The organism is Cylindrospermopsis curvispora GIHE-G1, from assembly GCF_014489415.1.
Classification (GTDB): Bacteria; Cyanobacteriota; Cyanobacteriia; order Cyanobacteriales; family Nostocaceae; genus Raphidiopsis; species Raphidiopsis curvispora_A.
The window spans coordinates 3,319,227-3,344,227 of sequence record NZ_CP060822.1 but is presented as its reverse complement, the minus strand read 5'-3'; the positions used below and the strand labels follow the sequence as shown (position 1 = coordinate 3,344,227).

General features: G+C 39.5%; 20 protein-coding genes and 2 CRISPR repeat arrays. Of the genes, 16 read left to right on the top strand and 4 right to left on the bottom strand.

Annotation, left to right across the window (positions count from 1 at the left end; genetic code table 11):
* Positions 1 to 14: 14 nt before the first annotated feature.
* Entirely contained in the window at positions 15 to 515 is a 501-nt protein-coding gene (locus tag IAR63_RS14910; RefSeq protein ID WP_187705812.1) for a dihydrofolate reductase, read from the top strand.
* Between the two features lie 124 nt (positions 516 to 639).
* Here the strand turns inward: IAR63_RS14910 and IAR63_RS14905 are convergent, their stop codons facing one another.
* Positions 640 to 1,206, bottom strand: coding sequence for a Uma2 family endonuclease (locus IAR63_RS14905; RefSeq protein WP_096547023.1), 567 nt, complete (start codon positions 1,204 to 1,206; stop codon positions 640 to 642).
* Between the two features lie 2,264 nt (positions 1,207 to 3,470).
* Between IAR63_RS14905 and IAR63_RS14900 the strand changes: the two genes are divergently transcribed.
* A complete protein-coding gene (locus IAR63_RS14900) occupies positions 3,471 to 3,983 on the top strand; it encodes a DUF456 domain-containing protein (RefSeq protein WP_006277555.1) in 513 nt (170 codons plus the stop codon).
* Positions 3,984 to 4,002: 19 nt separating this feature from the next.
* Here IAR63_RS14900 and IAR63_RS14895 read toward each other — a convergent pair whose 3' ends face one another.
* Entirely contained in the window at positions 4,003 to 4,794 is a 792-nt protein-coding gene (locus tag IAR63_RS14895; protein ID WP_328701256.1) for an extracellular solute-binding protein, read from the bottom strand.
* Between the two features lie 100 nt (positions 4,795 to 4,894).
* Positions 4,895 to 6,252: direct repeats of the CRISPR family, unit length 36 nt; unit sequence GTCGCAATACCTATTCCTTCTTATGAAGGTCAAGAC.
* Positions 6,253 to 7,230: 978 nt separating this feature from the next.
* On the opposite strand from IAR63_RS14895, the gene IAR63_RS14890 reads away from it, so the two are divergent.
* The 11 genes from IAR63_RS14890 (at position 7,231) to IAR63_RS14840 (ending at position 19,712) form a co-directional block, all read left to right on the top strand.
* The gene (locus tag IAR63_RS14890) at positions 7,231 to 9,495 is read left to right on the top strand and encodes a Cas10/Cmr2 second palm domain-containing protein (RefSeq protein WP_187705811.1); all 2,265 of its coding nucleotides are present in this window, start codon (positions 7,231 to 7,233) and stop codon (positions 9,493 to 9,495) included.
* The gene (locus tag IAR63_RS14885; protein ID WP_187705810.1) at positions 9,492 to 10,463 is read left to right on the top strand and encodes a hypothetical protein; all 972 of its coding nucleotides are present in this window, start codon (positions 9,492 to 9,494) and stop codon (positions 10,461 to 10,463) included. Before IAR63_RS14890 ends, IAR63_RS14885 begins: the two co-directional genes overlap by 4 nt.
* Positions 10,460 to 11,239: an RAMP superfamily CRISPR-associated protein gene (locus IAR63_RS14880; RefSeq protein ID WP_071242325.1), complete on the top strand. Its 780-nt coding sequence runs from the start codon at positions 10,460 to 10,462 to the stop codon at positions 11,237 to 11,239. The genes IAR63_RS14885 and IAR63_RS14880 overlap by 4 nt, the downstream gene beginning before the upstream one ends.
* Before the next feature lie 21 nt (positions 11,240 to 11,260).
* Positions 11,261 to 11,701 carry a hypothetical protein gene (locus IAR63_RS14875; RefSeq protein WP_057177044.1) on the top strand — a complete coding sequence of 147 codons (441 nt, stop codon included), beginning with the start codon at positions 11,261 to 11,263 and terminating at the stop codon, positions 11,699 to 11,701.
* Positions 11,702 to 11,742: 41 nt separating this feature from the next.
* On the top strand, positions 11,743 to 13,248 hold the full coding sequence (locus IAR63_RS14870) for an RAMP superfamily CRISPR-associated protein (protein WP_187705809.1): 1,506 nt from the start codon (positions 11,743 to 11,745) through the stop codon (positions 13,246 to 13,248).
* A gap of 196 nt (positions 13,249 to 13,444) precedes the next feature.
* Complete coding sequence (gene csx2 / locus IAR63_RS14865; RefSeq protein ID WP_187705808.1) at positions 13,445 to 14,713, top strand: TIGR02221 family CRISPR-associated protein; 1,269 nt, start codon at positions 13,445 to 13,447, stop codon at positions 14,711 to 14,713.
* 183 nt (positions 14,714 to 14,896) lie between these two features.
* Positions 14,897 to 16,003, top strand: a complete 1,107-nt coding sequence (locus IAR63_RS14860; protein WP_187705807.1) for a putative CRISPR-associated protein — start codon at positions 14,897 to 14,899, stop codon at positions 16,001 to 16,003.
* Positions 16,004 to 16,056: 53 nt separating this feature from the next.
* Positions 16,057 to 16,251, top strand: a complete 195-nt coding sequence (locus IAR63_RS14855; protein ID WP_181407008.1) for a hypothetical protein — start codon at positions 16,057 to 16,059, stop codon at positions 16,249 to 16,251.
* A 268-nt stretch (positions 16,252 to 16,519) separates the two neighbouring features.
* Entirely contained in the window at positions 16,520 to 17,041 is a 522-nt protein-coding gene (locus tag IAR63_RS14850) for an SGNH/GDSL hydrolase family protein (RefSeq protein WP_187705806.1), read from the top strand.
* Between the two features lie 359 nt (positions 17,042 to 17,400).
* Complete coding sequence (locus tag IAR63_RS14845; protein WP_187705805.1) at positions 17,401 to 17,538, top strand: hypothetical protein; 138 nt, start codon at positions 17,401 to 17,403, stop codon at positions 17,536 to 17,538.
* 465 nt (positions 17,539 to 18,003) lie between these two features.
* Positions 18,004 to 18,335: direct repeats of the CRISPR family, unit length 36 nt; unit sequence GTCTTGACCTTCATAAGAAGGAACAGGTATTGCGAC.
* Positions 18,336 to 18,677: 342 nt separating this feature from the next.
* Positions 18,678 to 19,712: a DNA-methyltransferase gene (locus IAR63_RS14840; protein WP_187705804.1), complete on the top strand. Its 1,035-nt coding sequence runs from the start codon at positions 18,678 to 18,680 to the stop codon at positions 19,710 to 19,712.
* 173 nt (positions 19,713 to 19,885) lie between these two features.
* On the opposite strand, the gene IAR63_RS14835 is transcribed toward IAR63_RS14840, so the two are convergent.
* On the bottom strand, positions 19,886 to 20,848 hold the full coding sequence (locus tag IAR63_RS14835) for a nucleotidyl transferase AbiEii/AbiGii toxin family protein (protein ID WP_187705803.1): 963 nt from the start codon (positions 20,846 to 20,848) through the stop codon (positions 19,886 to 19,888).
* A gap of 489 nt (positions 20,849 to 21,337) precedes the next feature.
* On the opposite strand from IAR63_RS14835, the gene IAR63_RS14830 reads away from it, so the two are divergent.
* The 3 genes from IAR63_RS14830 (at position 21,338) to IAR63_RS14820 (ending at position 24,218) form a co-directional block, all read left to right on the top strand.
* Complete coding sequence (locus tag IAR63_RS14830) at positions 21,338 to 22,111, top strand: SDR family oxidoreductase (protein WP_187705802.1); 774 nt, start codon at positions 21,338 to 21,340, stop codon at positions 22,109 to 22,111.
* Between the two features lie 62 nt (positions 22,112 to 22,173).
* A complete protein-coding gene (locus IAR63_RS14825) occupies positions 22,174 to 22,773 on the top strand; it encodes a MiaE family protein (protein WP_187705801.1) in 600 nt (199 codons plus the stop codon).
* Positions 22,774 to 22,826: 53 nt separating this feature from the next.
* Positions 22,827 to 24,218, top strand: coding sequence for a malic enzyme-like NAD(P)-binding protein (locus tag IAR63_RS14820; RefSeq protein ID WP_187705800.1), 1,392 nt, complete (start codon positions 22,827 to 22,829; stop codon positions 24,216 to 24,218).
* Positions 24,219 to 24,238: 20 nt separating this feature from the next.
* Here the strand turns inward: IAR63_RS14820 and IAR63_RS14815 are convergent, their stop codons facing one another.
* Positions 24,239 to 24,985, bottom strand: a complete 747-nt coding sequence (locus tag IAR63_RS14815) for a creatininase family protein (RefSeq protein ID WP_187705799.1) — start codon at positions 24,983 to 24,985, stop codon at positions 24,239 to 24,241.
* Positions 24,986 to 25,001 lie beyond the last annotated feature (16 nt).

Genomic DNA, 25,001 nt, shown 5'->3' with positions numbered 1-25,001 from the left:
GAATATCATCCGTTATGACTCTTATTAGTCTCATAGCTGCCATTTCCCAAGATCGTATTTTATCTGATTCCAAAAACGAACACATTCGCGGGGGTATTCCCTGGGATATTCCTAGTGATGGACGTTATTTTAAAGAAACTACCTGGCGACATCCTGTAATTATGGGTCGTAAAACCTATGCCACCTTCAATCATCCATTACCAAATCGTACTAATATTATTGTAACTAAAAACACTGACTATCAAGCGCCAGGATGTGTAGTTTTTCATTCTTTGGGGGAAGCAATTAAATGGACCAAAATGAGTGAAACAGAAGAGATATTTATTGCTGGTGGAGAACAAATTTATACCCAGGCTATGGAATTTGCGAACAAGCTATATTTGACCATTGTGGAAGGGAATTTTGAAGGTGATATACATTTTCCTGAATTTAGCAATTTTGGCAAATTAACCAAAGAAGAAAAATTAGAAGAAAATGGTTTTAAGTTTAAGTTTATAGAAATTGAACGTCAATAACTTTGGGAATAGTGCTGGGATTATATTTATAATCATCTGCAATTATTTCACCTTATACGTCAAGTCTAACGTAGGTTGGGTTTTCTCAACCCAACATTATCATCTTAAATCAAGTTATCCTGGCTCATCTTAAAATCTCATTTACAGTTAACTTGACCTCGGCAAATAAGGGGGAACAAATCACTTCATCATCCATAAAAACCCGCTCCTCATACAAACCTTCCACCCACTCCAAAACAGTCACTTTTTGCCCCATTGGATCAACAATCCAATATTCATTAATACCTCGCGCTGCATACTCAGAACGCTTGTAACGATAATCTCGCTTTTCTTGATTAGGACTTACCACTTCAACTACCAATAAAGGGGGTGGCATATCCATTAAAATTAGAGAGCGTGTAGCATTTTGCATCACCTGTGCCAACTCTTCAGAAAATACCACCAAATCAGGAACACGCACCCCCACCATGCGACTATTTACCGCTATTTCCGTTTTCATACTCAAGCGGTAATAGGGAATACCTAATTGAGAAAAATAGATTAATAAAAACACCGCTATGCGCCGATTGATTTCACTTTCAAAAGGCATAAGAATTATTTCCCCATTTTCCAATTCATATAAATAATCTGTCCCATCATCATAATTAAGAAATTCTTCAAAAGTCATCTTTTTAGCAGTAGTAGCTACCATGAAAATTACTCCTATAAAATATAAATTAACCCAATTTTAGCACTTGTTTTTGGTTTTGTGTTGGTTTTTAAAAAGGGTAGAAGGTAGGTTGAGTTGAAGCATGAAACCCAACACCTCCATGGATTACACTTATGTTATCATCATTTTTTAATGAAACTGGGCGCAGTCCCCACTAGCAATAAGTAGGTCAGTGGAATCAAATATAAGATAAAAGTAGGTTGGGTTGAAGCATGAAACCCAACATCCCCATGGATTACACTTATGTTATCATCATTTTTTAATGAAACTGGGCGCAGTCCCCACTAGCAATAAGTAGGTCAGTGGAATCAAATATAAGATAAAAGTAGGTTGGGTTGAAGCATGAAACCCAACACCCCCATGGATTGCACTTATGTTACCATCGTTTTTTAATGAAACTGGGCGCAGTCCCCACTAGCAATAAGTAGGTCAGTGGAATCAAATATAAGATAAAAGTAGGTTGGGTTGAAGCATGAAACCCAACACCCCCATGGATTGCACTTATGTTACCATCGTTTTTTAATGAAACTGGGCGCAGTCCCCACTAGCAATAAGTAGGTCAGTGGAATCAAATATAAGATAAAAGTAGGTTGGGTTGAAGCATGAAACCCAACACCCCCATGGATTACACTTATGTTATCATCATTTTTTAATGAAACTGGGCGCAGTCCCCACTAGCAATAAGTAGGTCAGTGGAATCAAATATAAGATAAAAGTAGGTTGGGTTGAAGCATGAAACCCAACACCCCCATGGATTACACTTATGTTATCATCATTTTTTAATGAAACTGGGCGCAGTCCCCACTAGCAATAAGTAGGTCAGTGGAATCAAATATAAGATAAAAGTAGGTTGGGTTGAAGCATGAAACCCAACACCCCCATGGATTACACTTATGTTATCATCATTTTTTAATGAAACTGGGCGCAGTCCCCACTAGCAATAAGTAGGTCAGTGGAATCAAATATAAGATAAAAGTAGGTTGGGTTGAAGCATGAAACCCAACATCCCCATGGATTACACTTATGTTATCATCATTTTTTAATGAAACTGGGCGCAGTCCCCACTAGCAATAAGTAGGTCAGTGGAATCAAATATAAGATAAAAGTAGGTTGGGTTGAAGCATGAAACCCAACACCCCCATGGATTACACTTATGTTATCATCATTTTTTAATGAAACTGGGCGCAGTCCCCACTAGCAATAAGTAGGTCAGTGGAATCAAATATAAGATAAAAGTAGGTTGGGTTGAAGCATGAAACCCAACACCCCCATGGATTACACTTATGTTATCATCATTTTTTAATGAAACTGGGCGCAGTCCCCACTAGCAATAAGTAGGTCAGTGGAATCAAATATAAGATAAAAGTAGGTTGGGTTGAAGCATGAAACCCAACATCCCCATGGATTACACTTATGTTATCATCATTTTTTAATGAAACTGGGCGCAGTCCCCACTAGCAATAAGTAGGTCAGTGGAATCAAATATAAGATAAAAGTAGGTTGGGTTGAAGCATGAAACCCAACACCCCCATGGGTTACACTTATGTTACCATCGTTTTTTAATGAAACTGGGCGCAGTCCCCACTAGCAATAAGTAGGTCAGTGGAATCAAATATAAGATAAAAGTAGGTTGGGTTGAAGCATGAAACCCAACACCCCCATGGATTACACTTATGTTATCATCATTTTTTAATGAAACTGGGCGCAGTCCCCACTAGCAATAAGTAGGTCAGTGGAATCAAATATAAGATAAAAGTAGGTTGGGTTGAAGCATGAAACCCAACACCCCCATGGATTGCACTTATGTTACCATCGTTTTTTAATGAAACTGGGCGCAGTCCCCACTAGCAATAAGTAGGTCAGTGGAATCAAATATAAGATAAAAGTAGGTTGGGTTGAAGCATGAAACCCAACACCCCCATGGATTGCACTTATGTTATCATCATTTTTTAATGAAACTGGGCGCAGTCCCCACTAGCAATAAGTAGGTCAGTGGAATCAAATATAAGATAAAAGTAGGTTGGGTTGAAGCATGAAACCCAACACCCCCATGGATTACACTTATGTTATCATCATTTTTTAATGAAACTGGGCGCAGTCCCCACTAGCAATAAGTAGGTCAGTGGAATCAAATATAAGATAAAAGTAGGTTGGGTTGAAGCATGAAACCCAACACCCCCATGGGTTACACTTATGTTACCATCGTTTTTTAATGAAACTGGGCGCAGTCCCCACTAGCAATAATTATGCAAGTTATCTATCTACTCTTAGTTGCTGTAATGTTCCTGGGAATTATTGGTGCTGTAGTTCCAGCTATCCCTGGAAGTAGTTTGATTTTAATATCTATTATCATCTGGGGAATTGTGAGTAACTCCTTTGCTGCTATTAAAATTCCTCTGATTGTGACAATCATTGTTTTACTTCTAAGTACAGGAGTTGATTTCCTTGCTGGTTATATTGGTGCGAAACAAGCGGGTGCTAGTAAGTGGGGACAAATTGGCGCATTTGTGGGTTTATTAATGGGATTTTTCGGATTATTACCTGCTTTACCTTTTGGTGGACCATTACTAGGTATTCTATTTGGACCTCTATTAGGAGCAATTGTGGGTGAGTTTCTTTACCAAAGAAGATTATGGCCTGCGGTGAAAGCTGGTATTGGAATCACTGTGGGAACGCTCGTGGGAAACTTGATTCAAGGTGTCCTAGCCATCAGCGCAGTCATAGTATTTTTATTGACAACTTGGTCCCAAGTATACTGACCCACTTACTCCTGCTATATTATGACGATGATTGCAACTCTTGAAGAATTGCCTTTTTCAAAGTTTTACGAATTTCAGCAAACCCAGAATTAGGATAAGCATCAGCATTTTCACAAGTCTGATCACAGTCTTTTCGCAACACCAAAGCATCAGCAAATAATAAAGGATTACTGCCTTCAGATAAGGGTAGAGAACTTAATTGTACATCAGAATTGCTGCTATTTTTCAGAATATAATTGAGTCTTTCTGAATAACCAAAAAAAGCATCAACTTCATTATTAACAAATGCTGCTGCACCACTATCTAAATCGCTATATTTATCAAAGCAGGGGTTAACATCTCCCACTTGACAATTTTGAGCAAATTTTCTGAAAGATGTGATCACCTTTGGATTTAAAGTGGTGGATAAAGCAGCATTAATTTGTTTTGTTCCATAGGTATCCGCCCACCCATCTAAATACAGAGCTGGTAAGTTCCAACTACCTATTAAATCTCCTGTTAAATTAGGTGTATCCGGAGTTATTGCTGTTAAGATATTCAACAATTTTTCTACGGATTTGGTTTTAGCTACTTTGTCATTCCGAGAAATAATAAAATGTCCACATAATAAATGGGGAACACCATATATATCACCATTGACTGTGACTCCTTGTAAACCTGCAGGATACCAATCTTTGATATTTTCAGGTTTATTCCATGTTTTGACTACATTTGCTTTGACTAAATCACCTAATAATAATGTATCTACTTCAACGAGATCATAACCATCTTGTTTGCTAGGGTTGGTTAACCATTGTTTTAAAGTGTCTATGTCATAAAATCCTTCTTCTTCTGGGTTGAGAGGTTTTAATACTAAGTCAATGTTGGGATTTTGGGTTTCAAACTCACTTTCAATTCTGTATCCCTCAGTAGTCGCAATACCTATTCCTTCTTATGAAGGTCAAGACTAAGAACCCGCTCTAGTGGCGGGTTTTAAAATAAAGTCGCAATACCTATTCCTTCTTATGAAGGTCAAGACTTAATCTTAATGCGACACCATATTTAAAACCGTTCCAGTTGTCGCAATACCTATTCCTTCTTATGAAGGTCAAGACTTCCTACTTGGTTAGCAGTTCATATGCAGCATTGATTTGGTCGCAATACCTATTCCTTCTTATGAAGGTCAAGACTTACTGGCAACTATCAAGCTTTAAACTATTTTTGGGTCGCAATACCTATTCCTTCTTATGAAGGTCAAGACTAATATTGAGGTCAGCCTTAAGGCTGACTTTGATGTCGTCGCAATACCTATTCCTTCTTATGAAGGTCAAGACATGACAAGTTCATCGGAACGTTTACCACCTACCAGGAGTCGCAATACCTATTCCTTCTTATGAAGGTCAAGACTTCGGTTACTAGGTAGTCTGCTGTTATAGCAGGTTGTAGTCGCAATACCTATTCCTTCTTATGAAGGTCAAGACACGAACTACTGGTTCTAGGATGGAGCGCAGAAGAGCTTGTCGCAATACCTATTCCTTCTTATGAAGGTCAAGACTGCTGGATCAGGCATTTCCTCAACTTGAGGACGGGGACGTCGCAATACCTATTCCTTCTTATGAAGGTCAAGACAAGTTAAACCTTTTAGAGAAAACTTATCTTCTACTATGTCGCAATACCTATTCCTTCTTATGAAGGTCAAGACGACCTCGTTTTCTCAAGCCTTCTTAGGAAAGAGGTGGAGTCGCAATACCTATTCCTTCTTATGAAGGTCAAGACTAAAGAAGCAATCCTAACTCAAACCGAATTAGAAATTGTCGCAATACCTATTCCTTCTTATGAAGGTCAAGACCTATCTGTAGTTAGTCTACCAGATCTCTGGTACTAATAGTCGCAATACCTATTCCTTCTTATGAAGGTCAAGACTGCCACGACTGTAAATACTACACATGGGAGGCAATACTGGTCGCAATACCTATTCCTTCTTATGAAGGTCAAGACCACAAGAATTACACACACATAGCGTCATCTTGATTGTCGCAATACCTATTCCTTCTTATGAAGGTCAAGACAGGTTTTGGCTTGGTATTCTTGTCCGAATACCTCTATAGGTCGCAATACCTATTCCTTCTTATGAAGGTCAAGACACGAAACGTGGGATGTCTGCGTTAGATAGAGAGAGTTAGTCGCAATACCTATTCCTTCTTATGAAGGTCAAGACATCATAGAAGTATAACCTATGATTCGAGAGAAAGAAGTCGCAATACCTATTCCTTCTTATGAAGGTCAAGACCCCTCCATTTTAACACCTTACCCTGACTGGTGTCTAGACCCACTTTGCGAAGGTCAGCAAAATTTCTCTGTTTTTCACCCCCACTACCCTCAAAATAATGGCTGAAACCCTTACACCACAAGGCTGCGAGGTTCCCAACGAAATAATAGGCATTCCAGCGTTTTTTCTTGACCTTCGCACTTTCTTCGTTAATTACTGATTTTTCTGTCTTTATTTTTATCATTATCCTTTGCTATTACTGAAATATTTATACCGATTTTTCCCCATTTGTGCCACTATTATAACACATTTACAGGAAAATAATTCCCTAAAACTTATGTATATTTTATTTTTTTGAGACCACTTCATTCTCACCCCCTATTAGGTACTACATTGACTGGGATATTTCATTACTCGCATAAAAGTTTTTAGGTTAGATAAAATGTCGTAAAATACCTACCCAAATCCCTATCTTACCCAAATATCTATCTAAAGATAGATGTAACTATTCCCATAGATAGGGGACAAAGTTTTTATTACCAGGTTAATATTATAGATAACGACAACCGCTCATTAATGTCTACTCAAACCTGCCCAGATCTTAACAATCTGGGTAGGTGGGGTGAGCGTGCATGACTCCGCCATAAAAAAGAGTTACCTACCATCAGGTAAGGTTGGCTACGAAAGACAGGTCACGACACCTACAAATTAACTCCAGTTTGTAGCTCTGTCGGTAACTTCAACAAAAGGCGAGACATCTTAGAAAGCCCTCTGAACTACCATGACAAGCCTGTTTTTCATTGTCGAGGAACACATTACTAAGGACTGGTCAAACCGACCAAATTAAACATCGAAAAGCCTATTCATCGCAAAGACGGTTACAGTTATGCCTAAAAAAGTACCCAAACAGAAAGGAATGTCTAGCTATATCCAGAAATTGTCGAACAGCAGCCAACCCCAACCTATCATTACAAATAACCAAAGGGGGATCTAAAACAATTGGTATTCATCGAACCACAACCCATCCAATTCCTGCCACTACAGCAGCAACTATACCCAGACCCTAACCTAACCACTGAAAATCCTGGTTTCGCCATCCATCCAGTTACCGGAGAATGGCAAGATACAGACCGCCTCAGAAGTAAATACCCCTGGGGGGGTGGCGCTAGTAACTATGCCTTTGAACAGCTACCTCCAGAAATCTCTCCCCATCATTTCCTGGGCACTCTGGTCTTTGGACCAGTCCAGTCCTTCCTCGGTGCGGGTCAACGGTTAAGAGATTGGGCTGTGGCATCTTGGTTGTGTCATTACCTGGCAACGGCTACTATCTATCATTGGGAAAAACAGGGGGGTTCTGTTCTTTTACCTCTCTACAGAAGTTCTCCCCTCCTACGATGGATGAATACTGGTGTTTCTCCAGACCCCCAATCTTTTTGGCGCCCTGAGTTACCGAATGTTATGACTGGTGTGGTTCCCTGTACTACTGATGAAGGAGCCCAAAACTGGTTAGAAAATATCAAACACCTTTTACTCCAAGAATGGTCTTTACTCATTAAAAATATTGAAAGAGTTGTTGTTGAGCAAGAGCGCACCGAAAAAAAAAGACTATTAGATGGTGTCGGATGGCAAGTGATTCACCGTGACCATGGGTTTTTATGGTCTGTTTATTATACCTGCGCACCCATTACCCAAGACCCACCCCTGAGTATTACTCAGGTGAATAAACAAATTCACGATGAGCTAGAAAAGCAAAAACTCAGTCGCCAATGGCAAGGAACCTGGTGGAGTGGAGTAACTAGTCCTACCGCTGGCTCCCTTTCCGTCTGGCATCCCGGGTTGTTACCCATCGACAGAAATGGCACCTGGGGTATACCCCCCTCCGAACTCGATCACTGGTGGGCAGGTCTCCTTCGACACCATTCTGCTCTTTTCAGCTCTCGGGAAAAACTAAATAGCATAGAGCTGATTAAACGCTTGGCATCCCTACCCGACTATATTCAAAAAGCTCTGGAGATGCGGTGGGGTCATATTCCTCCCGCGTGTCCCTGGGGCAATTTTCCTGAACAAACCGCAGTTGCAGCTGCTTGGGTTCCCCTACTAGGCCAATCTATTCCTTGGAATAATAGGCTACAAGATGCAGCGGAATACTTTGGGTTAGAACCTAGACGCTGGGGTTTACCCTTAATAGATAGATCTCACCCCGGATATATTCATCCCGAGGTGTTGGAACGACGCAATCTAGAAAACTGGAGTCTGGATCAAGACCTAGAAGGGGTCGAACAAGACTGGAAAGATTTCAACCTAGACCAATGGACTACGCCAATTCAATGGCACGTGGGATGGCGGGGTGACGGAGACCACATTGGTAAGTGGCTCTCTGGTAGTCAGTATGAACGGGAAAATTTACTCTGGCAAAAGTGGCATCCCACACCCCAGCAAATTGAAGATTACCATCTCAACCTAGTCCCCGCCCAAATTCCTAATCATACCCATCGCCAATTAGACCTACCCCATGTTCTGGATCTATCTGTTCTCTTTAGTCACTGGAACAAGCTGTTGTATCCCCTGGTAGAAGAACAGTACCCTGGTAAGGTTATATTCGCTGGAGGAGATGACTTCCTCCTCTTGGGCCCTTTACCCCAAGCTGTGGAGATGACCAGTGATTTATATCGCTTATGGTCTGGTAGAACCACTGCCCTCACTTCTATGTTGGAGCCACCAGTACCGGGTTGGGTCAAGTATCAGGAGTCTGTTTATCCCGTTCCTAGTGAAATAATGACCTTTAGTTTAGGAGTAGTCATTGCCCAAAGACGTATACCCCAGGCATTATGGCATAGTCATCTCAATGAAGCCTATAAAAAAGCTAAATCCCAGGGCAGAAACCGGGTTTGTGTAAGGGTGTTGTTCAATAGTAATCAGATTATAGAGTGGATCTGCCCTTGGTTCCTGTGGGATATACTGATGGGAAACAACTTGGTGCAGTCAGATAACCAACTAAATAGATGGGAGAAACTATTGCAATATATGGAACCTGTCCGCATGAAACAACCCAATCTAGCCCTGGCAGAAACCGCCCTAGAAACCCTATGGCAAAGTGTAGGTTTAAACCTCTCTTGGAACCAAGTACGCCCACAATCTGAACATGATACTTTTTTAAGCGAATGGGAATGGTGGACTAATTGGGTAGCCCTGCGAGTGTTTTTAGCCAGACAGGAACAAAACCGCGACCTTTGGATGAGAAGATTTAGGGAGGATGGCTTATGACTTGGTATAGTATCACACCCACAGGCACCATAACCCTAGGAAATTTGACCCCAGTAGGGCAAAACAGTGGGCTGGTAGGGTGTCGTTGGCCACCCAATGGTAACCAACTAGCTGCAGCTCTTAATCTACCCAAAACCACCCAAATGTGGGGACCTTTTTGGTTACACGAAAAAAATCTCTACTTGCCAGTTCCACAAGGTGTTTATACCCATAGACTACCATCAAGACAGAACACAAAGGTATTAGATTTATATCGTATGTATTGGCAAGAAAAGTGGCAACTACATCACCAGACAACCCCAGACATAGAAATTGAACAACTAGGAGGAAAATATCTCATCAAAAGTCAGGATTTTCGTCAGTTGTGGGAACAGGGATTTTTAAACCAGGTAGAAGTTCAACCGCTTCCTTGGCAAACTCTAACCCTGAGTCATAACCGACGGGAAGACTTTCAGGTAGTAGAAGAGGGAGGATTATACGCTGAAAAAACTATCTTAATGGCCAGCAAGTGGTCAATAGTGATAAAAGTCATAGGGAAAGGGGAACCGCAAAAATACGGAACCCTAGGAGCAGGAGCTACTCCTATTGTGACCGTACCCTTAGAGAACCTAGAAACCGAAAGCTGGGAATTTTTAGGAGCAGAAATACCAGATGCGGACGGTGCTGTATTATTAACAAGTGCTTTGTGGAGTAATGGAACAACTAAAACCTCCCATCCTTACCCAGACCAGCATCCACCCGTAGCTTACCTAGCCCAACAAGGGGAACCCTGGCAGACCTGGAAAACAGTTTCCCACAAGCTCACACCAGAAAGAAAATTAACCCCCGGTGAGTGGCTCACACCAGCAGGAGCCATTTACCGGTGGCATAAAGCCCCCATCACCAAAAGTGGTCCCCTCCTGGATCCATTTAATCGTCATGTGTGGGGATATGGACATTTGTGGTTATTTAAAGAGAATCTAATATGAAAGCAGGAAACATTTGGATAGTATGTAGAGAGCCCGTCCACATAGGAGGAGCAGACAGTGAAAACCGGGGTAATAACAATCCTATTTTTCGCCTACCGGATAGAACACCAGTTATACCAGGTAGTTCTTTGCGAGGTGCGCTCAGGGAACACGCGGAAAAGGAAAAGGAGTTTCAGCCTTTTGTAGGAGAATGGTTTGGGGGAGATACAAGTGCTGTATCACCAGGTAATATTTCCTTGGGATGGGGATGGCCGGTTTGGTGGCCTGTTCATGTATTGGGATATGGTAACTGGTGGGTAAGCTTTCCTGACTGGTTAAACAGATTTGCGGATCTCACGGGGACAGAAATTCCTCCTTTACCAGACAATTTACTTGTCACCGAACCAGAATTAGATAAAAAAACAGTGTATTTACGATGGTTAAAGCTATCTAATATCGCTTACTTAGATCCAAGTAAATTGCCCTTACCCCCCGAACTACAAGCCCATAGGAAGCGACTACTAATCCTGAAAAATGAATCTATTAATACCTTAGTAGATATGGGCATGGTACGCCAACCGCGAGTTAGCTTGAAGGAAAATGCGGATAAAGACGGTAGTTTGGTAGACAACCTGTTTTCCGTAGAAGGCATACCACCGGGAGCGAGTTTTGTGGTTTCATGGCACAGTCGCCAACAACAAACAGAAAGATGGGAAAGTTTCCTCCATAGAGAACATCACCTGGGAGGACTATGGGGAGTTGGCTACGGGCGCATAATTATCGACAATATTAACTAATCAGCGTAGGTGGGAGTACAGATGACAACATCATTCTATGACCTAGACCAAAAAGTGTTAGCAGAATTAAGGAAAGGGGCTACTGATTTGAGCGCCATAGAAAAATGGCAAGGAAAAGCCAGTGGTATAGGTGAATATGTTTCCAGTTGGGGTGTTGAGAGGTTTTGGGCCCTTTCTCGGTCACCCAAACTAATTGGTGGTGAATTACCGGATGGTGTGGGGGGAACAGATGAGCAACGGCGCTATTTTGCCTGGGGGGTAGCCAGGGTAACTTTATGTCAAGTGGTGGGTTCTGAATTGGGAATAAGGGCTAATATGAAGACAGAAGATTTTCAAGCTAGATATGCCCAGCTGAATTTCAACCAACAAATATTAGTTACAGAAATGCTGCTAGAAATAGCAGATACAATCCAATTTTGGACAATGCGTCTAAAAGAAACACTGCAAAGTAATGCAAAGTAATAATCAATTCAACTAACTATAAAAAACACTGAGATAAAACTATGTCCTTACCAACAGAATTACCCAAATGGTACAGAGTAGATACAGAAGAAGAAAAAGGCTGGACACCCCAAACCACGGACATAATAGAAGGACCACCGGAAAATAGGGAGGTGCGCCAAGCCTGGTATGTGAATAATTCATACACGCCACAAAAATCTAACCCCATTCTCAGGGTGCAAATTTTAACTCCCATACAAGTAGGGGGAGGAAGTCTAAGCGAGGGAATGATTTTGCCTGCACAAATAGGGGGATATCCTTGTATACCTGGATCTAGCCTGCGGGGGTCATTACTGAGCAGAATTAGAAAGGTGTGGTCTCAAATGGGGGGTGAGGAACAGCAATTTTGGCAAAGACTTGTGCAAGAGGATAGAAGTGGATGGCGCTATAGGGAGATTAGATTTGAGAGTGTACCTCTGGACAATGTGGAACCCTATCCCCTGAATGGCCAGCAATCATGGCAAGTATATGGGGAGAACGTAAGGGCTTTAAGCGTGCAATGGCAAGCCTCACCCAAGGAACCTCCTTCATTGCAACCAACTCTTTTAAGCATAGTAGTGAATACCCGACAGGAAATAAGACAAGACGAAAGGGGATGGTTAAAAAATAGATTAAAAGAGACTTTAGAGGAGGAAGGAATAGGGAGAGGGAAAAACTCTGGATTTGGGAGATTAGTGGAGAGAATAAGCCAAGGTGATTGGCAATTAAGGGTGCGGGGGGCAAAACCGGGGATACAAGCACACAACCGGAGAATGAACATAACAGGGAAGTATAGGTGGTCTCCCCAGGTATTAAGAGCCACCCTGCGGGGTTGGTTTTTGCGATTAGCGTTAAGGGAATTTTCCAGACCGGATGCAGAGAACTTAACCACCTATATATTTGGTGGATTTGGGTCACCAGCGCAACTGAATCTAGTGAGTTATAGAATGTTTGCGGGTAGGGAAATAGGCGCAGGGAACCGGGGAAATAATAGTGACTACAGTAATATACTGAGCGCGGTGGTAAATCAGGATTGGCAAATAGGAGTTAAATGTAACCAAGAGTGTAGGGGATTAGTAGATAGATTGTTAGAACTGGCCCAGAGATTAGGGGGGATAGGACCAGGATGGAGAAGACCACCCCATGAAATGCGCAATAACGTTTTTCGTGGCAGTGAATTTGTTACCCAAACAGAAAGTGGAGAAATGGAGTTATCCCAGCTGTTACGTAGATTGCAGGAAGATATTAGGGATTTAGGCACACAACTGAGCATAACGATAAATAGAAAGGGAGAACCAGGTTGTATTGACAGTGTGTGGGAGAGTAAAGACACCGAGACGTGGAAGCAGATAGTCCATGGGGTGTGTGCCACAAGTAATAGAAATAAACCTCAATGGTGTGGTTCCACTAACAGACCTTCTCTCTATGCGGTGAGGGAAAAGGAAAACAGTTGTGTCATCACTAGTTTTGACCCAACAGTGAATGGTACTTTAGGGAGCCAAGGCTTTACCCGCATTTGGCCTGTATAGTTTATTAGTACGTTAATATCCTCAGTATTAGGTGGGTAAATGGAATTAAATATAAGTCAACGTAGGTTGGGTTGAAGCATGAAACCCAACACCCCCATGGGTCTGGTTACTCGACCCATCCTACAAATTGTGCCTCCCTACTTAACATGTAAATCAAACAACATTTCACAACACTAGTAAATAATCTTGCAAACACATGAAAATTATTTCCTTTCTTGGTTTTAATAATTACATTGAGACCAATTATATCCATCCCACCACTAGTCAAGCAGTAAGGACTAAATTTTTTCAAGAAGCCCTGGTTGAATTTTATCAACCTGATACATTGTATGTATTATTAACACCCACCGTAGCCACTAAAATTCCCAGAAACGGAACCATATCTAATTGGCAAGGATTACAAGAACAACTAGCTAATAAATCCGTTAAATTAGAGCCTGTTTTTGATATTCCCGAGAGTAATTCTTTGGATGATAGTTGGTTAATTTTTGATAAAATTACTAATTGTTTAAACGAGGGCGATCGCGTTATTTTTGACCTTACCCATAGTTTCCGTTCCATTCCAGTTATTGCCTTATTAGCTATTAGCTACCTACGTACAGTAAAACAAGTACAAATTGAAGGTGTGTTATATGGAGCCTTTGACCCTAATGCCCAAGGTGCAGACACCCCCACCTATGATTTACTGCCCATGCTCAGCTTATTAGACTGGCTTGCCGCCGCAGATAGATTTGTCAAAGTGGGTGATGGTTCCCCCTTAGCAGAGCTGTTAAAAAATGCCATTTCTAACAATGAAAAAAGAGATGATCCAACCCTACGACCTCTAGCTGGAGAATTTAAAAAGACTGCTGACATCATTAATCAAATTTCTCTGGCTATAGCTCTTGTGCGTCCTGTAGAAATTTTAGAAGAAACCACAAAATTAGAGGAAATTATCAAAAAAGCAGAGAGTAGTTTTGATAAAAGAGCTAAACCTTTTGGACTGATTTCCCAAAAATTAACCCAGGAATATGGACAATTTGCCCTAGAAAATCCCACTAATAGTGGAAATTTAGCTCAAGGACTGAGATTACAATTTCAACTAATAGATTGGTATATAAAAAGACATCAAGTTGTGCAAGCTATGACTTTAGCAAGGGAATGGCTAGTTTCCGTTTTAGCATATCGATTGGGTGAACAGGATCCACTAAATAAAGACCAGCGAAAACAGGTAGAGAATGCGCTCAATAATGGACAAATTAAACTTCGTGGCAAAGAAATAACATTAATTTCCCCTTGGGATGATGAATTTGAAAAACTACCTGATTTTAATTTGTTTTCCCTAGAATGGGGTAAGTTAACCCAAATTCGCAATGATATTGCCCATGTGGGTATGAACAAGAGTCCTCAAAAAGCAGAAAGTTTAGAAACAACAGCAGCTCAGATTATACTTGAGTTAAAGACCATTGCTGATACCCTTTCTTAACAAACTTGTTTAAGTGAGTGAGTCGAATTAAATATAAGATAAACGTAGGTTGGGTTGAAGTATGAAACCCAACACCCCCATGGGTTACCCTACAGCTAACCCATCCTACAAATTGTACCTCCCTACTTACCTCCCCTATCCCTCAAACTATAAAATTATCCCTTGTAACCAGAAACCTTGATCATGGAAAATCCTTTATTTGTTTTCTCACCCTGTGGCACAAGTTTATTGACCAATCAAGCAGCTCAAGAAGAAAGAGGTTTAGTCAGTAAACATGCTAACGCAAAACACATTGAAGACATACCTCTAGAAGATAGCCTGAAACTGCGATCGCTTGCCAAGAGAGTAGAAGAAAAACTAGCATTTGCTGATCTTGAGTTAGCAGGTAAGATGTCAGCGGAGCTAAATGGCATTATTAAACTTTATAATGGTAAGTTAGAGAAGAAAGCAGACACTCACTATTTGCTTTGTACTGACACCTGGTTAGGGGAACAGACAGCAACCTTAGTAGAACAATGGTTAAGAGAAAAAGGTTTTATAGTTGATAAAAACCGACAGACGGATCTGCAAACAAAAGATATTGATTCCTTTCAAATTGCCTTATCAGATATAGTAAAGTTTTTTGAAAAAACCATACCTGGTTATAGAAAATCTCAATATAAGATTATATTTAACTTAACTGGGGGATTCAAGAGTGTGCAGGGATTTTTACAAACCCTAGCCACATTTTATGCAGATGAGACAATTTATATCTTTGAAACAGCCAAAGACCTGTTGCGCATACCAAGATTACCAGTGAAAATGGTAGTAGAAGACAGCGTACGTGACCATCTTAAAGTTTTTCGTAGACTAGCAAATGAAATGAAAACTACTGACGTTATTGGAGTACCAGAAACCCTATTAATGAGGGTAGGAGGTGAAGTTTATTTATCTCCCTGGGGAGATTTGGTGTGGGGAAGGACAAAGAAAGAGATTTATGGGGAGAAATTGCATCCTTCACCCAGCGAAAAGGTAAGTTATGGACCTAAGTTTGAGGATAGTCTGAGGGGAATATCAGCGGATAGATTAATATTAATTAACGAGAGAATAGACCAGTTAGCAAAGAATTTAGAATCAGGAGGTAAATATAATGTATCATCCCTTGACTTAAAAGCACTCAAAGGAAATCCCCGTCCTCCCTCCACCCATGAAATAGACGCTTGGTCAGACCAGGATGCCAAAAGAATCTTTGGTCACTTTGAGAGTGGAAATCATTTTGTTTTAGATAAACTTGATAGTGGTTTACACTAATTTAAGTGGGTCAGTAGAATTAAATATAAGATGAACGTAGGTTGGGTTGAAGCATGAAACCCAACACCGGGTCTGGTTACTCGACCCATCCTACAAATAATTGTGCCTCCCTACAAGGAATAGCGATCGCTGCAGCCTTGTGGCGTAAAGGTTTCAGCCATTATTTTGAGGGTAGTGGAGGTGAAAAACAGAGAAATTTTGCTAGAAGGAATAGGTATTGCGACTGTGGACTTCTTGTAGCAGGGTAGGTTCCCAGTCATGGTCTTGAGTGAGCTTCATAAGTCATGTTAATCCACTTTGTTTTTTCAGTGCATTGCAGCAATTTTATAACGCAGGTTGAGTTTAATAACCGACTCCTTATATAAGTGCGATCGCTTGTTTAGAGGTGAAGTGCTGGACGTATACCCATTTTCTATTTTAAACTGTACTATAAGCTACAATTTCAATTTGAAATTACTGCAAAAGTAACATATACCTAAAAAATTGTTGTTTTGATAGTCTTCAAATTAACACACCATGAAAAAACAAATTTTAGTTCTGAGTATTTTATCTATTTCTACTTTGATTACTGGACAAGTTTCCGCTGAAGAAATCAAAGGTTTAACGGTCTTTGGCGATAGTTTGTCAGACAATGGTAATGCTTTTAAAGCCACTAATGGATTCTTCCCTCCTAATAATTTATATCCTTCTCAAGGAAGGTTTTCTAATGGTCAGGTCTGGGTAGAATATTTTAATGATGATCCTCGTTTTACCAATAATATTAGTAATTTTGCTTTTGGGGGTGCACAAACCGGTACAGAAAATGCAGAAAATTTGAAATTTCCCCCTGGATTCTTACCCTTTCCTTTACCTGGATTACAAACAGAAATTGATCAAGTTTTGGCAAAAACTCCCCGTCTTGATAGTAACAGATTATATGTGATTTGGGCTGGTGGAAATGATTACTTAAATGCTCCACCAAATCCTATTATTTCTGTAACCAATTTGACCACTGCTATTAATAAATTAACTTCTGCAGGAGCCATTTACTCATTGTGAATAATTTATCTGTTGGTTTAGGTTATGAAACCCTACTGGGTAAACAAAATGTCAGCGATAATTACATTAATGGTCAAATTCGTTGGCAATTTTAAACTGCTTTGTGATACCGCTTTTCCTAGGTTAGGTTGAGAAAACCCAACACCTAATTTATGGGTAAAAGGTTCCAAACCAATTGGGCGATCTGGAGATAAATTTCCGTTTTTAAAAATAGCGATCTCGCGATTGCGAAGCACTCCCAATCCACCATCAACAAGTTCAGATTTTCCCGTGAGGGAAACTGACTCTCTTATCCGATTTTTGTAACAATTTAGATTTTGGTAGTTCCAGCTGATGATTCTAATTCATTGGGTGGAGTTATGCGCTTCGTTGTTGTATTTTACGACATACCTAAAATTGGAATGATGAATAAAATTAAATTACTTCAACAGAGCGATCGCACGAAATTTTCTATCCATATAAATGCGATCGCTTTTCGTGGGGATGATTCTAATTAATAATTAGGTGGAGTTATGAGATTTGGTATTATGCTTTATAAAATTTAATCTGAAGTACAAGTTTTTATGCAAGTGATGAAATACATTATAAACGCTTTACAAACGCTAATCTACGGTATCGGATTTACGATAAAAATAAAATATACATAATTTTTAGGGAATTATTTACCCATAAATGTGTTATATTATTGGGATATTTAGAGAAAAAATTGATATAAATATTTAAGTAATAAGAAAGAATAATGATAAAAATAAAGACAGAAAAATCAGTAATTAGCGAAGAAAGTGCGAAGGTCAGAAAAAAACGCTGGAATGCCTATTATTTCGTTGGGAACCTCGCAGCCTTGTGGCGTAAAGGTTTCAGCCATTATTTTGAGGGTAGTGGGGGTGAAAAACAGAGAAATTTTGCTGACCTTCGCAAAGTGGGTCTAGACACCAGTCAGGGTAAGGGGTTAAAATGGAGGGGTCTTGACCTTCATAAGAAGGAACAGGTATTGCGACGCTTCCAACCAAGCTTCGAAAGCGGCTGTGATAGCAGTCTTGACCTTCATAAGAAGGAACAGGTATTGCGACGAAAATGTGGGGAAAATTCTAGAACACACTATATCTCAAGTCTTGACCTTCATAAGAAGGAACAGGTATTGCGACGTGTGTGTCTGGGTTAACAAAGAGACCCAAGTCAGACAGTCTTGACCTTCATAAGAAGGAACAGGTATTGCGACAGAGTGAGTATAGTCTCTTTGACCACTATGAAGGAGGATGTCTTGACCTTCATAAGAAGGAACAGGTATTGCGACTTGTGATTCAAGTTGGTAATCTGTCAATGACTTTAGATAGGCAAAATGTACGGGCTATTTATGTGCGTGTTATTGAGGGCTAAAAGCTGAAAGGAAATTTCTACCCAGATATTAACAAATCTCTCGTAATATCCACATAATAAAATGTAGTCTATATTGTTGAGTTCAATATGGAGACTTCAGAAGTGACGGTAAGCAATGTTAGAAGCTTTCAGCACTTCTAACGGTTGAACTAATAGATTATTAAAATAAAAATAATTTTTGGTATTATGTGATCCAAAAGACCCGAATATTGTATACTGTACAAATTACAAATTCAATGAACGTCGTTTGCTCATAAATATGCCATTACAAGAAATATCACCCTTTAAAAATAAAATTATCTTTGGTGATAACTTATCTGTTCTTAAACAAATAGAAAATGATACTTTTGATTTAATTATTACCTCACCTCCATATTTTCAGCAGCGTAATTATGGAAATGGTGATTTAGAAATCGGTAATGAACCCACAGAAGCAGAATATTTAAACAATATACTAACTGTTTTTCAAGAATGTGTAAGAGTTTTGAAAAGCACAGGAGCAATAGTTTTTAATTTGGGAGATAAATATATTAATGGAAGTTTATCCCTCATACCTTATAAATTTGCTATTCAAGCTACTGAAAATAATAATATTTTTTTGATTAATCAGATTACTTGGTCAAAACTTAACCCTACACCACGTCAGGATAAAAAAAAGTTACTACAAGCTACAGAACCTTTTTTCATATTTGCTAAATCTAAAGATTACTATTTTAATCTAGACAATTATTTACAACATTTACATACATTCAATAAAACAGCCAAAACTAAACCATCAGATAAATTAGGTAAAAAATACCTGGAATTAATTAAAAATTCTGACTTGAGTGCAGAACAAAAAGCAAATGCCATTAAAGCATTAAATGAGGCAATTTCAGCAGTGCATAATGGCGACATTGAAGGATTTAGGATGAAAATAAATGGCGTGCATAAGTTGGCTTATGGTGGTCAAGATGGAGGTAGAAATAACCAAATCAAAAATAATGGATTTACGATTATTAGAATTTTAGGAAATGCCATGAAAAAGGATATTATAGAAAGTTCGGTAGAAGTAACTAAAAATAATCATCATCCAGCAGTTTATCCTCTATATATTATTCAGGAACTTATTAAGTTATTAAGCAAAGAAGGAGATTTTGTCCTTGATCCTTTTTGTGGTAGTGGTACAACTTGTTTAGCAGCTAAAAATTTAAATCGTCATTATTTAGGAATTGAAATCAATCCTGATTATGTTAATCTAGCTAATAGTCGTATGGCAGAATCTAATTTTCAACAACAGGAATTATTTATATGAAATAGCTGATAAAACCCAAGGGACATCCCAAAATGTCGGAAATTTTGTAAGAGTTCGTTTCTCCCTATCTAGATAGTATACACACATTAAAACAACATAAATCATTATTTGCTTTGGCTGGGATGGTCTGGAATACTGCGGTCATGTCTGAATTCGAACAAAAGGGTTAATTGTCATTCCCAGTCTTCTTGAGACTCCCTAAACGTTCTAGGTGTGTTTTTTAAATTGAAATCAGCCGCCATTAAATCAATACCATCAATAATTTTACTGGGTTCAGAAATTCCCAAAGCCGTAAAACATTTGTCTCGATAATTGGGGTGATTTTGGAAAAAAGATATCGCTTTTTTTAAAGGTTCAATTACAGGATAAGCTGATTGAGCTTTCTCAATAGCTGCTTGAGGAATGGGAGAACTGAGCCTTTGAATAGCCAAATCAATTAAATCTCTCGACTCTACTGAGGAGTCATTCCACCTGTCAGAATTGGCTAAAAGTTTTTCTGCAAAACTGTCAATTTGATTTAAGCATGGTACGGGTGACCAACTAGGATAGTCTGCTTCTCCTAATTCCATACGTCCTTCCATAATTATTTCAAATTTAATCAGGGTTTCATCAACAATAATGGCAAATCTTATTCCGTACTGGTCAGCTGTAATTTCCCCGGGTAAGTTGAGATTATTTTGATTTTTAAAAAGTGCATTATATTGATTTTCAGCTATTTTTTGTCGCAGTAATCGGTAGCCAGTACCAGTGGAACAGAGAAAATCTATGTCCTTGCTTAATCTATATTGGCCATGATTTAAACTAACTAGAGTTCCACCGCCAAAATATGCACCACACTCTAATAAAAAATTAGTGTTTAATTGGTGAAGAACATTTAAAATTTTTTGATGAAATTCCCTCTCAAACATTTTCGTTCCTAACCATGAATGATAATATTGAGCTAACTGTTCCACAAATAAGGCTTCTGTATGGCTCAAGTTGCCTAAAACTCCCCGGTAATGCCACCCTCGCTCATATATTCTTAGCATTTCTAAAGGAGTAAGATTTTTTATATCTTCTCTTTGCCAACATAATTTTTTTAAAAACGGTAATTTTTCTGGAGTTTGAATTTGGGGTTTATGGGGTTTAATTAACATTTATATCTATTTATCTTTATTAAAAACATTAATAAAATTCTGAAGAATTGCCCTGCTGAATGTTCTTTTTGATACTGCTAATCTAGATTTGCATACTTTGACATTAACTATCTAAACTCATATTACTTTCAGAATTACTAGATTATCAATAGTACAAAATATGTCATTTTTTATATCAGTATGAAGATTATCACTGTTGTGTTTTATAACATACCGAAAATTGAGATGATGAATAAAATTAAATTACCTCAAAAAAGCGATCGCAAGGGAGTTTGTATCCATTACATGCGATCGCTCGACTGCCCAAAATCTGAGCATTTCCCACAATAAATGCCGTGAAATTTATTTCACAGTTACGAGACTGGTTAACGGGGTTTGAGGAAGCTGATACCTACTTCCTAGAAAGTAAGTTGGGGGTTGACTGGTGGATTTGACTATGATACATTTAAGGTTTGAAACTGTAATTTAAATTCTACAATATGACTAAATATGACCAAAATTAGGGACAAAACCATATTAATTACAGGTGCAAGTAGTGGTATAGGTGCTGCTTGTGCTACAGTGTTTGGGCGAGAAAATTACAGACTAATTTTAGCTGCAAGAAGACTGGAAAATCTAGAATGTCAAGCACAGCAGCTATATGAATTATATAAAACAGAAACCCATTTGCTGCAATTAGATGTGAGAGACAGAGCAGCGGTGAAACTGGCAATTGGTAGCTTACCTTCACCATGGTCAGAAGTTGATATTTTGATTAATAATGCTGGGTTAAGTAGGGGATTGGATAAGTTACATTTAGGTGATATTGAAGATTGGGAAGAAATGATTGATACTAATATCAAGGGGTTACTATACTTAACCCGTTATGTCTTACCGGGTATGGTAGACCGGGGTAGTGGTCATATTATAAATATTGGTTCTATCGCTGGTCATCAAACCTATCCTGGAGGGAATGTTTATTGTGGAAGTAAAGCAGCAGTAAAAGCTATTTCTGAGGGTCTAAAATTGGATTTATTAGGAACTCCTATAAAGGTAACCTCAATTGATCCTGGGATGGTGGAAACGGAATTTAGTCAGGTGCGATTTCATGGAGATCGGGAAAGAGCCAAGAAAGTTTATGAAGGAATAAAACCACTAACTGCTCAAGATGTAGCAGATGTAATATTTTTCTGTGCCACTAGACCTGCTCATGTTAATATTAACCAGGTGATATTAATGCCAGTAGATCAGGCCAGTGCAACTCTGGTAAATCGACAAAATTAGAGGCTACTAAAACCGTTATCCCTGTTCTAATCACATACACACTATAATACTAATTAACAACAGTGTTAAGTTCACCATTGCCAGTTATTAATGCACTCAAACAACCTACTACTAGTGCTTGGGTAGAACAGTCCATCTCTAATTTAGACGTGATTCTACTTGATCATTCCCACTGTGAACGTAAAGCAGCAGGAGTAGCCTTGAATTTTATGTTTCGTTATCCTTCCCTAGCTAAGCTAGTAAAGGAACTAACGCGGATAGCAAAAGAAGAAATAGAACATTTTGAACTAGTTAACCAATGGTTAGAACGGAAGAATATTCCTCTAGCTCCCCTGTCACCACCACCATACGGAGCAAGATTAAAAGCGGAAGTGAGAAGAAAAGAGCCAGAGCATTTTTTAGACAATTTACTAGTAACAGGTTTAATAGAAGCTCGCAGTCATGAGAGATTGGGTTTATTAGCAGCTAACTGTCCAGAACCAGAACTGGCTAAATTCTATCGGGACTTAATGGATTCAGAAGCCAGGCACTTTGGTACTTATTGGATACTAGCAGATACATATTTTAACAGAGAGGAGGTGATAAAAAGACTAGACGAGTTGGGGACAATAGAAAGCGAAATTCTACAGACCTTGCACCCAAATCCCAGAATACACAGCTAAATATATGTCAAAATCAAATCTAAAGTCTCAACTTGGAAACCTCTGGCAATACCATGACAAACCTGACCCCTAATTCCAGTTTCAGTGTAACCCTACGTCTCAAAATTCCCAACCGGGTGGGAATGTTAGCATCTGTTACCCAGGCGATCGCCCTGACTGGCGGTAATATTGGACAAATAGATTTAATTGAACAAACTAGACATGACTCCATACGTGATATTACTGTAGATGCAGCAAGTGGTGAACATGGTGAAACGATTGTCAATTCGATCAAAGAACTGGCAGATATCCAGATAATTAATGTCTATGACCGAACTTTTAATTTACATGAAGGTGGAAAAATCAGTATTGCTAGTAGAATCCCCCTCAAAACTGTTTCTGACTTGGCTATGGCCTACACTCCAGGGGTGGGGAGAATTTGTCAGGCGATCGCTCAAAAACCTGAGGAAGTTTACCGTTTGACTATTAAACAAAATACTGTTGCTATTGTCACCGATGGTAGTGCAGTCCTAGGGTTGGGTAATCTCGGTCCTCAAGCTGCTTTACCAGTAATGGAGGGTAAAGCAATGTTATTCAAGGAGTTTGCTAGTATAGATGCTTTTCCTATTTGTTTAGACACCCAAGATACTGAGGAAATTATTAGAGCGGTTAAAAATATTGCTCCCGTATTTGGCGGTGTTAATTTGGAGGATATCGCCGCACCTCGATGTTTTGAAATTGAACGGAGACTGCAATCGGAATTAGACATTCCTATTTTTCATGATGACCAAAACGGTACTGCTATTGTAACTTTAGCTGCTTTACTAAATGCTCTAAAATTAGTTAATAAGTCTATTAATCAAATTCGAATCGTGATTAATGGTGCTGGCGCTGCAGGAATAGCCGTGGCCCGCTTACTGCGCAAAGCTGGTGCAGAACAAATCTGGATGTGTGACTCTCAGGGAATCATATCTACTAATCGTACGGACTTAAACCCAGAAAAACTGGAATTCGCAGTTAAAGCTCAAGGAACCCTAGTTGGCGCTACCCAGGGTGCAGACGTGTTTATTGGTTTGAGTAAACCTGGCGTTTTAACACCGGAAATGGTCAAGTCTATGACCAAAGATGCTATCGTTTTCGCTATGGCTAATCCTATACCGGAAATTCAACCGGAATTAGCGCCTAAAAACGTTGCGGTCATGGCCACAGGACGCAGTGATTATCCCAATCAAATTAATAATGTTCTCGCCTTTCCTGGAGTATTTCGCGGGGCTTTAGACTGTCGTTCTAGAGTTATTACTAGTAACATGTGCTTAGAAGCTGCTAAGGCGATCGCCTCTTTAGTGAATACCTCAGATTTAAACCGAGAATATATTATTCCCTCTGTGTTTGATAACCGGGTTGCTAGTGCTGTTGCTGCTGCTGTCAAACAAGCTGCACGAGCAGAGGGCAATGCCCAGGCCTAATCAAGACTTAATGAGGTGAATTAATCTTGGTCAAGGAACTTGGAATATGATGCACTTAACTCCTCCACGGCCAAATGATAAAACTGCTTGCCATGTTCAGGAGTAGCTAAGTGGGGATGGGAACCCATACGGCCATCGGGATAACGTAAACGAAAATCCCTAGGTCCGTAAATTCTGTGACCACCTGCAACATCCGGTGCAAGAAAAGACTGTTTAATTGCTTGGGGATAAATATATTGGGTTAGTGCTACCTCACTGGGAGTAGCATGGGAACCCTCTTTATCTCCATACAACTCTTTTGCCAACTTGCATACGGAACTACACATAAACCAATTACCCAGTTGACACTGCACTTTCTGGAAGTTTTTTGTTTGCATATCTTCCAAATAAGCATAGGTTTCGGAAAAAGCTGCTTTTAAAGTGGCAATATTGCCGCCATGTCCATTAATAAAATAAAACTTGCTAAAACCTGCTTTTGCTAAACTAGTTAGATAATCCTTGACTACTAAAATTAGTGTGCTAGGTCGTAAACTGATAGTACCGGGAAAAGCAGTATGATGTAATGCCATACCAATATTAATGGTAGGTCCCACCATAGCTTGTGTTGCTTCCCCCACACCATGGGATATGAACTCGGCGCATACTGCGTCAGTGCCAATTAAACCCGTTGGTCCATGTTGCTCTGTAGAACCAATAGGAATAATAATCCCCGAGGAACTTTCTAGATATTTTTCAACTTCTAGCCATGTGCTTAGATGTAACAGCATTAATTGATTTACCTAT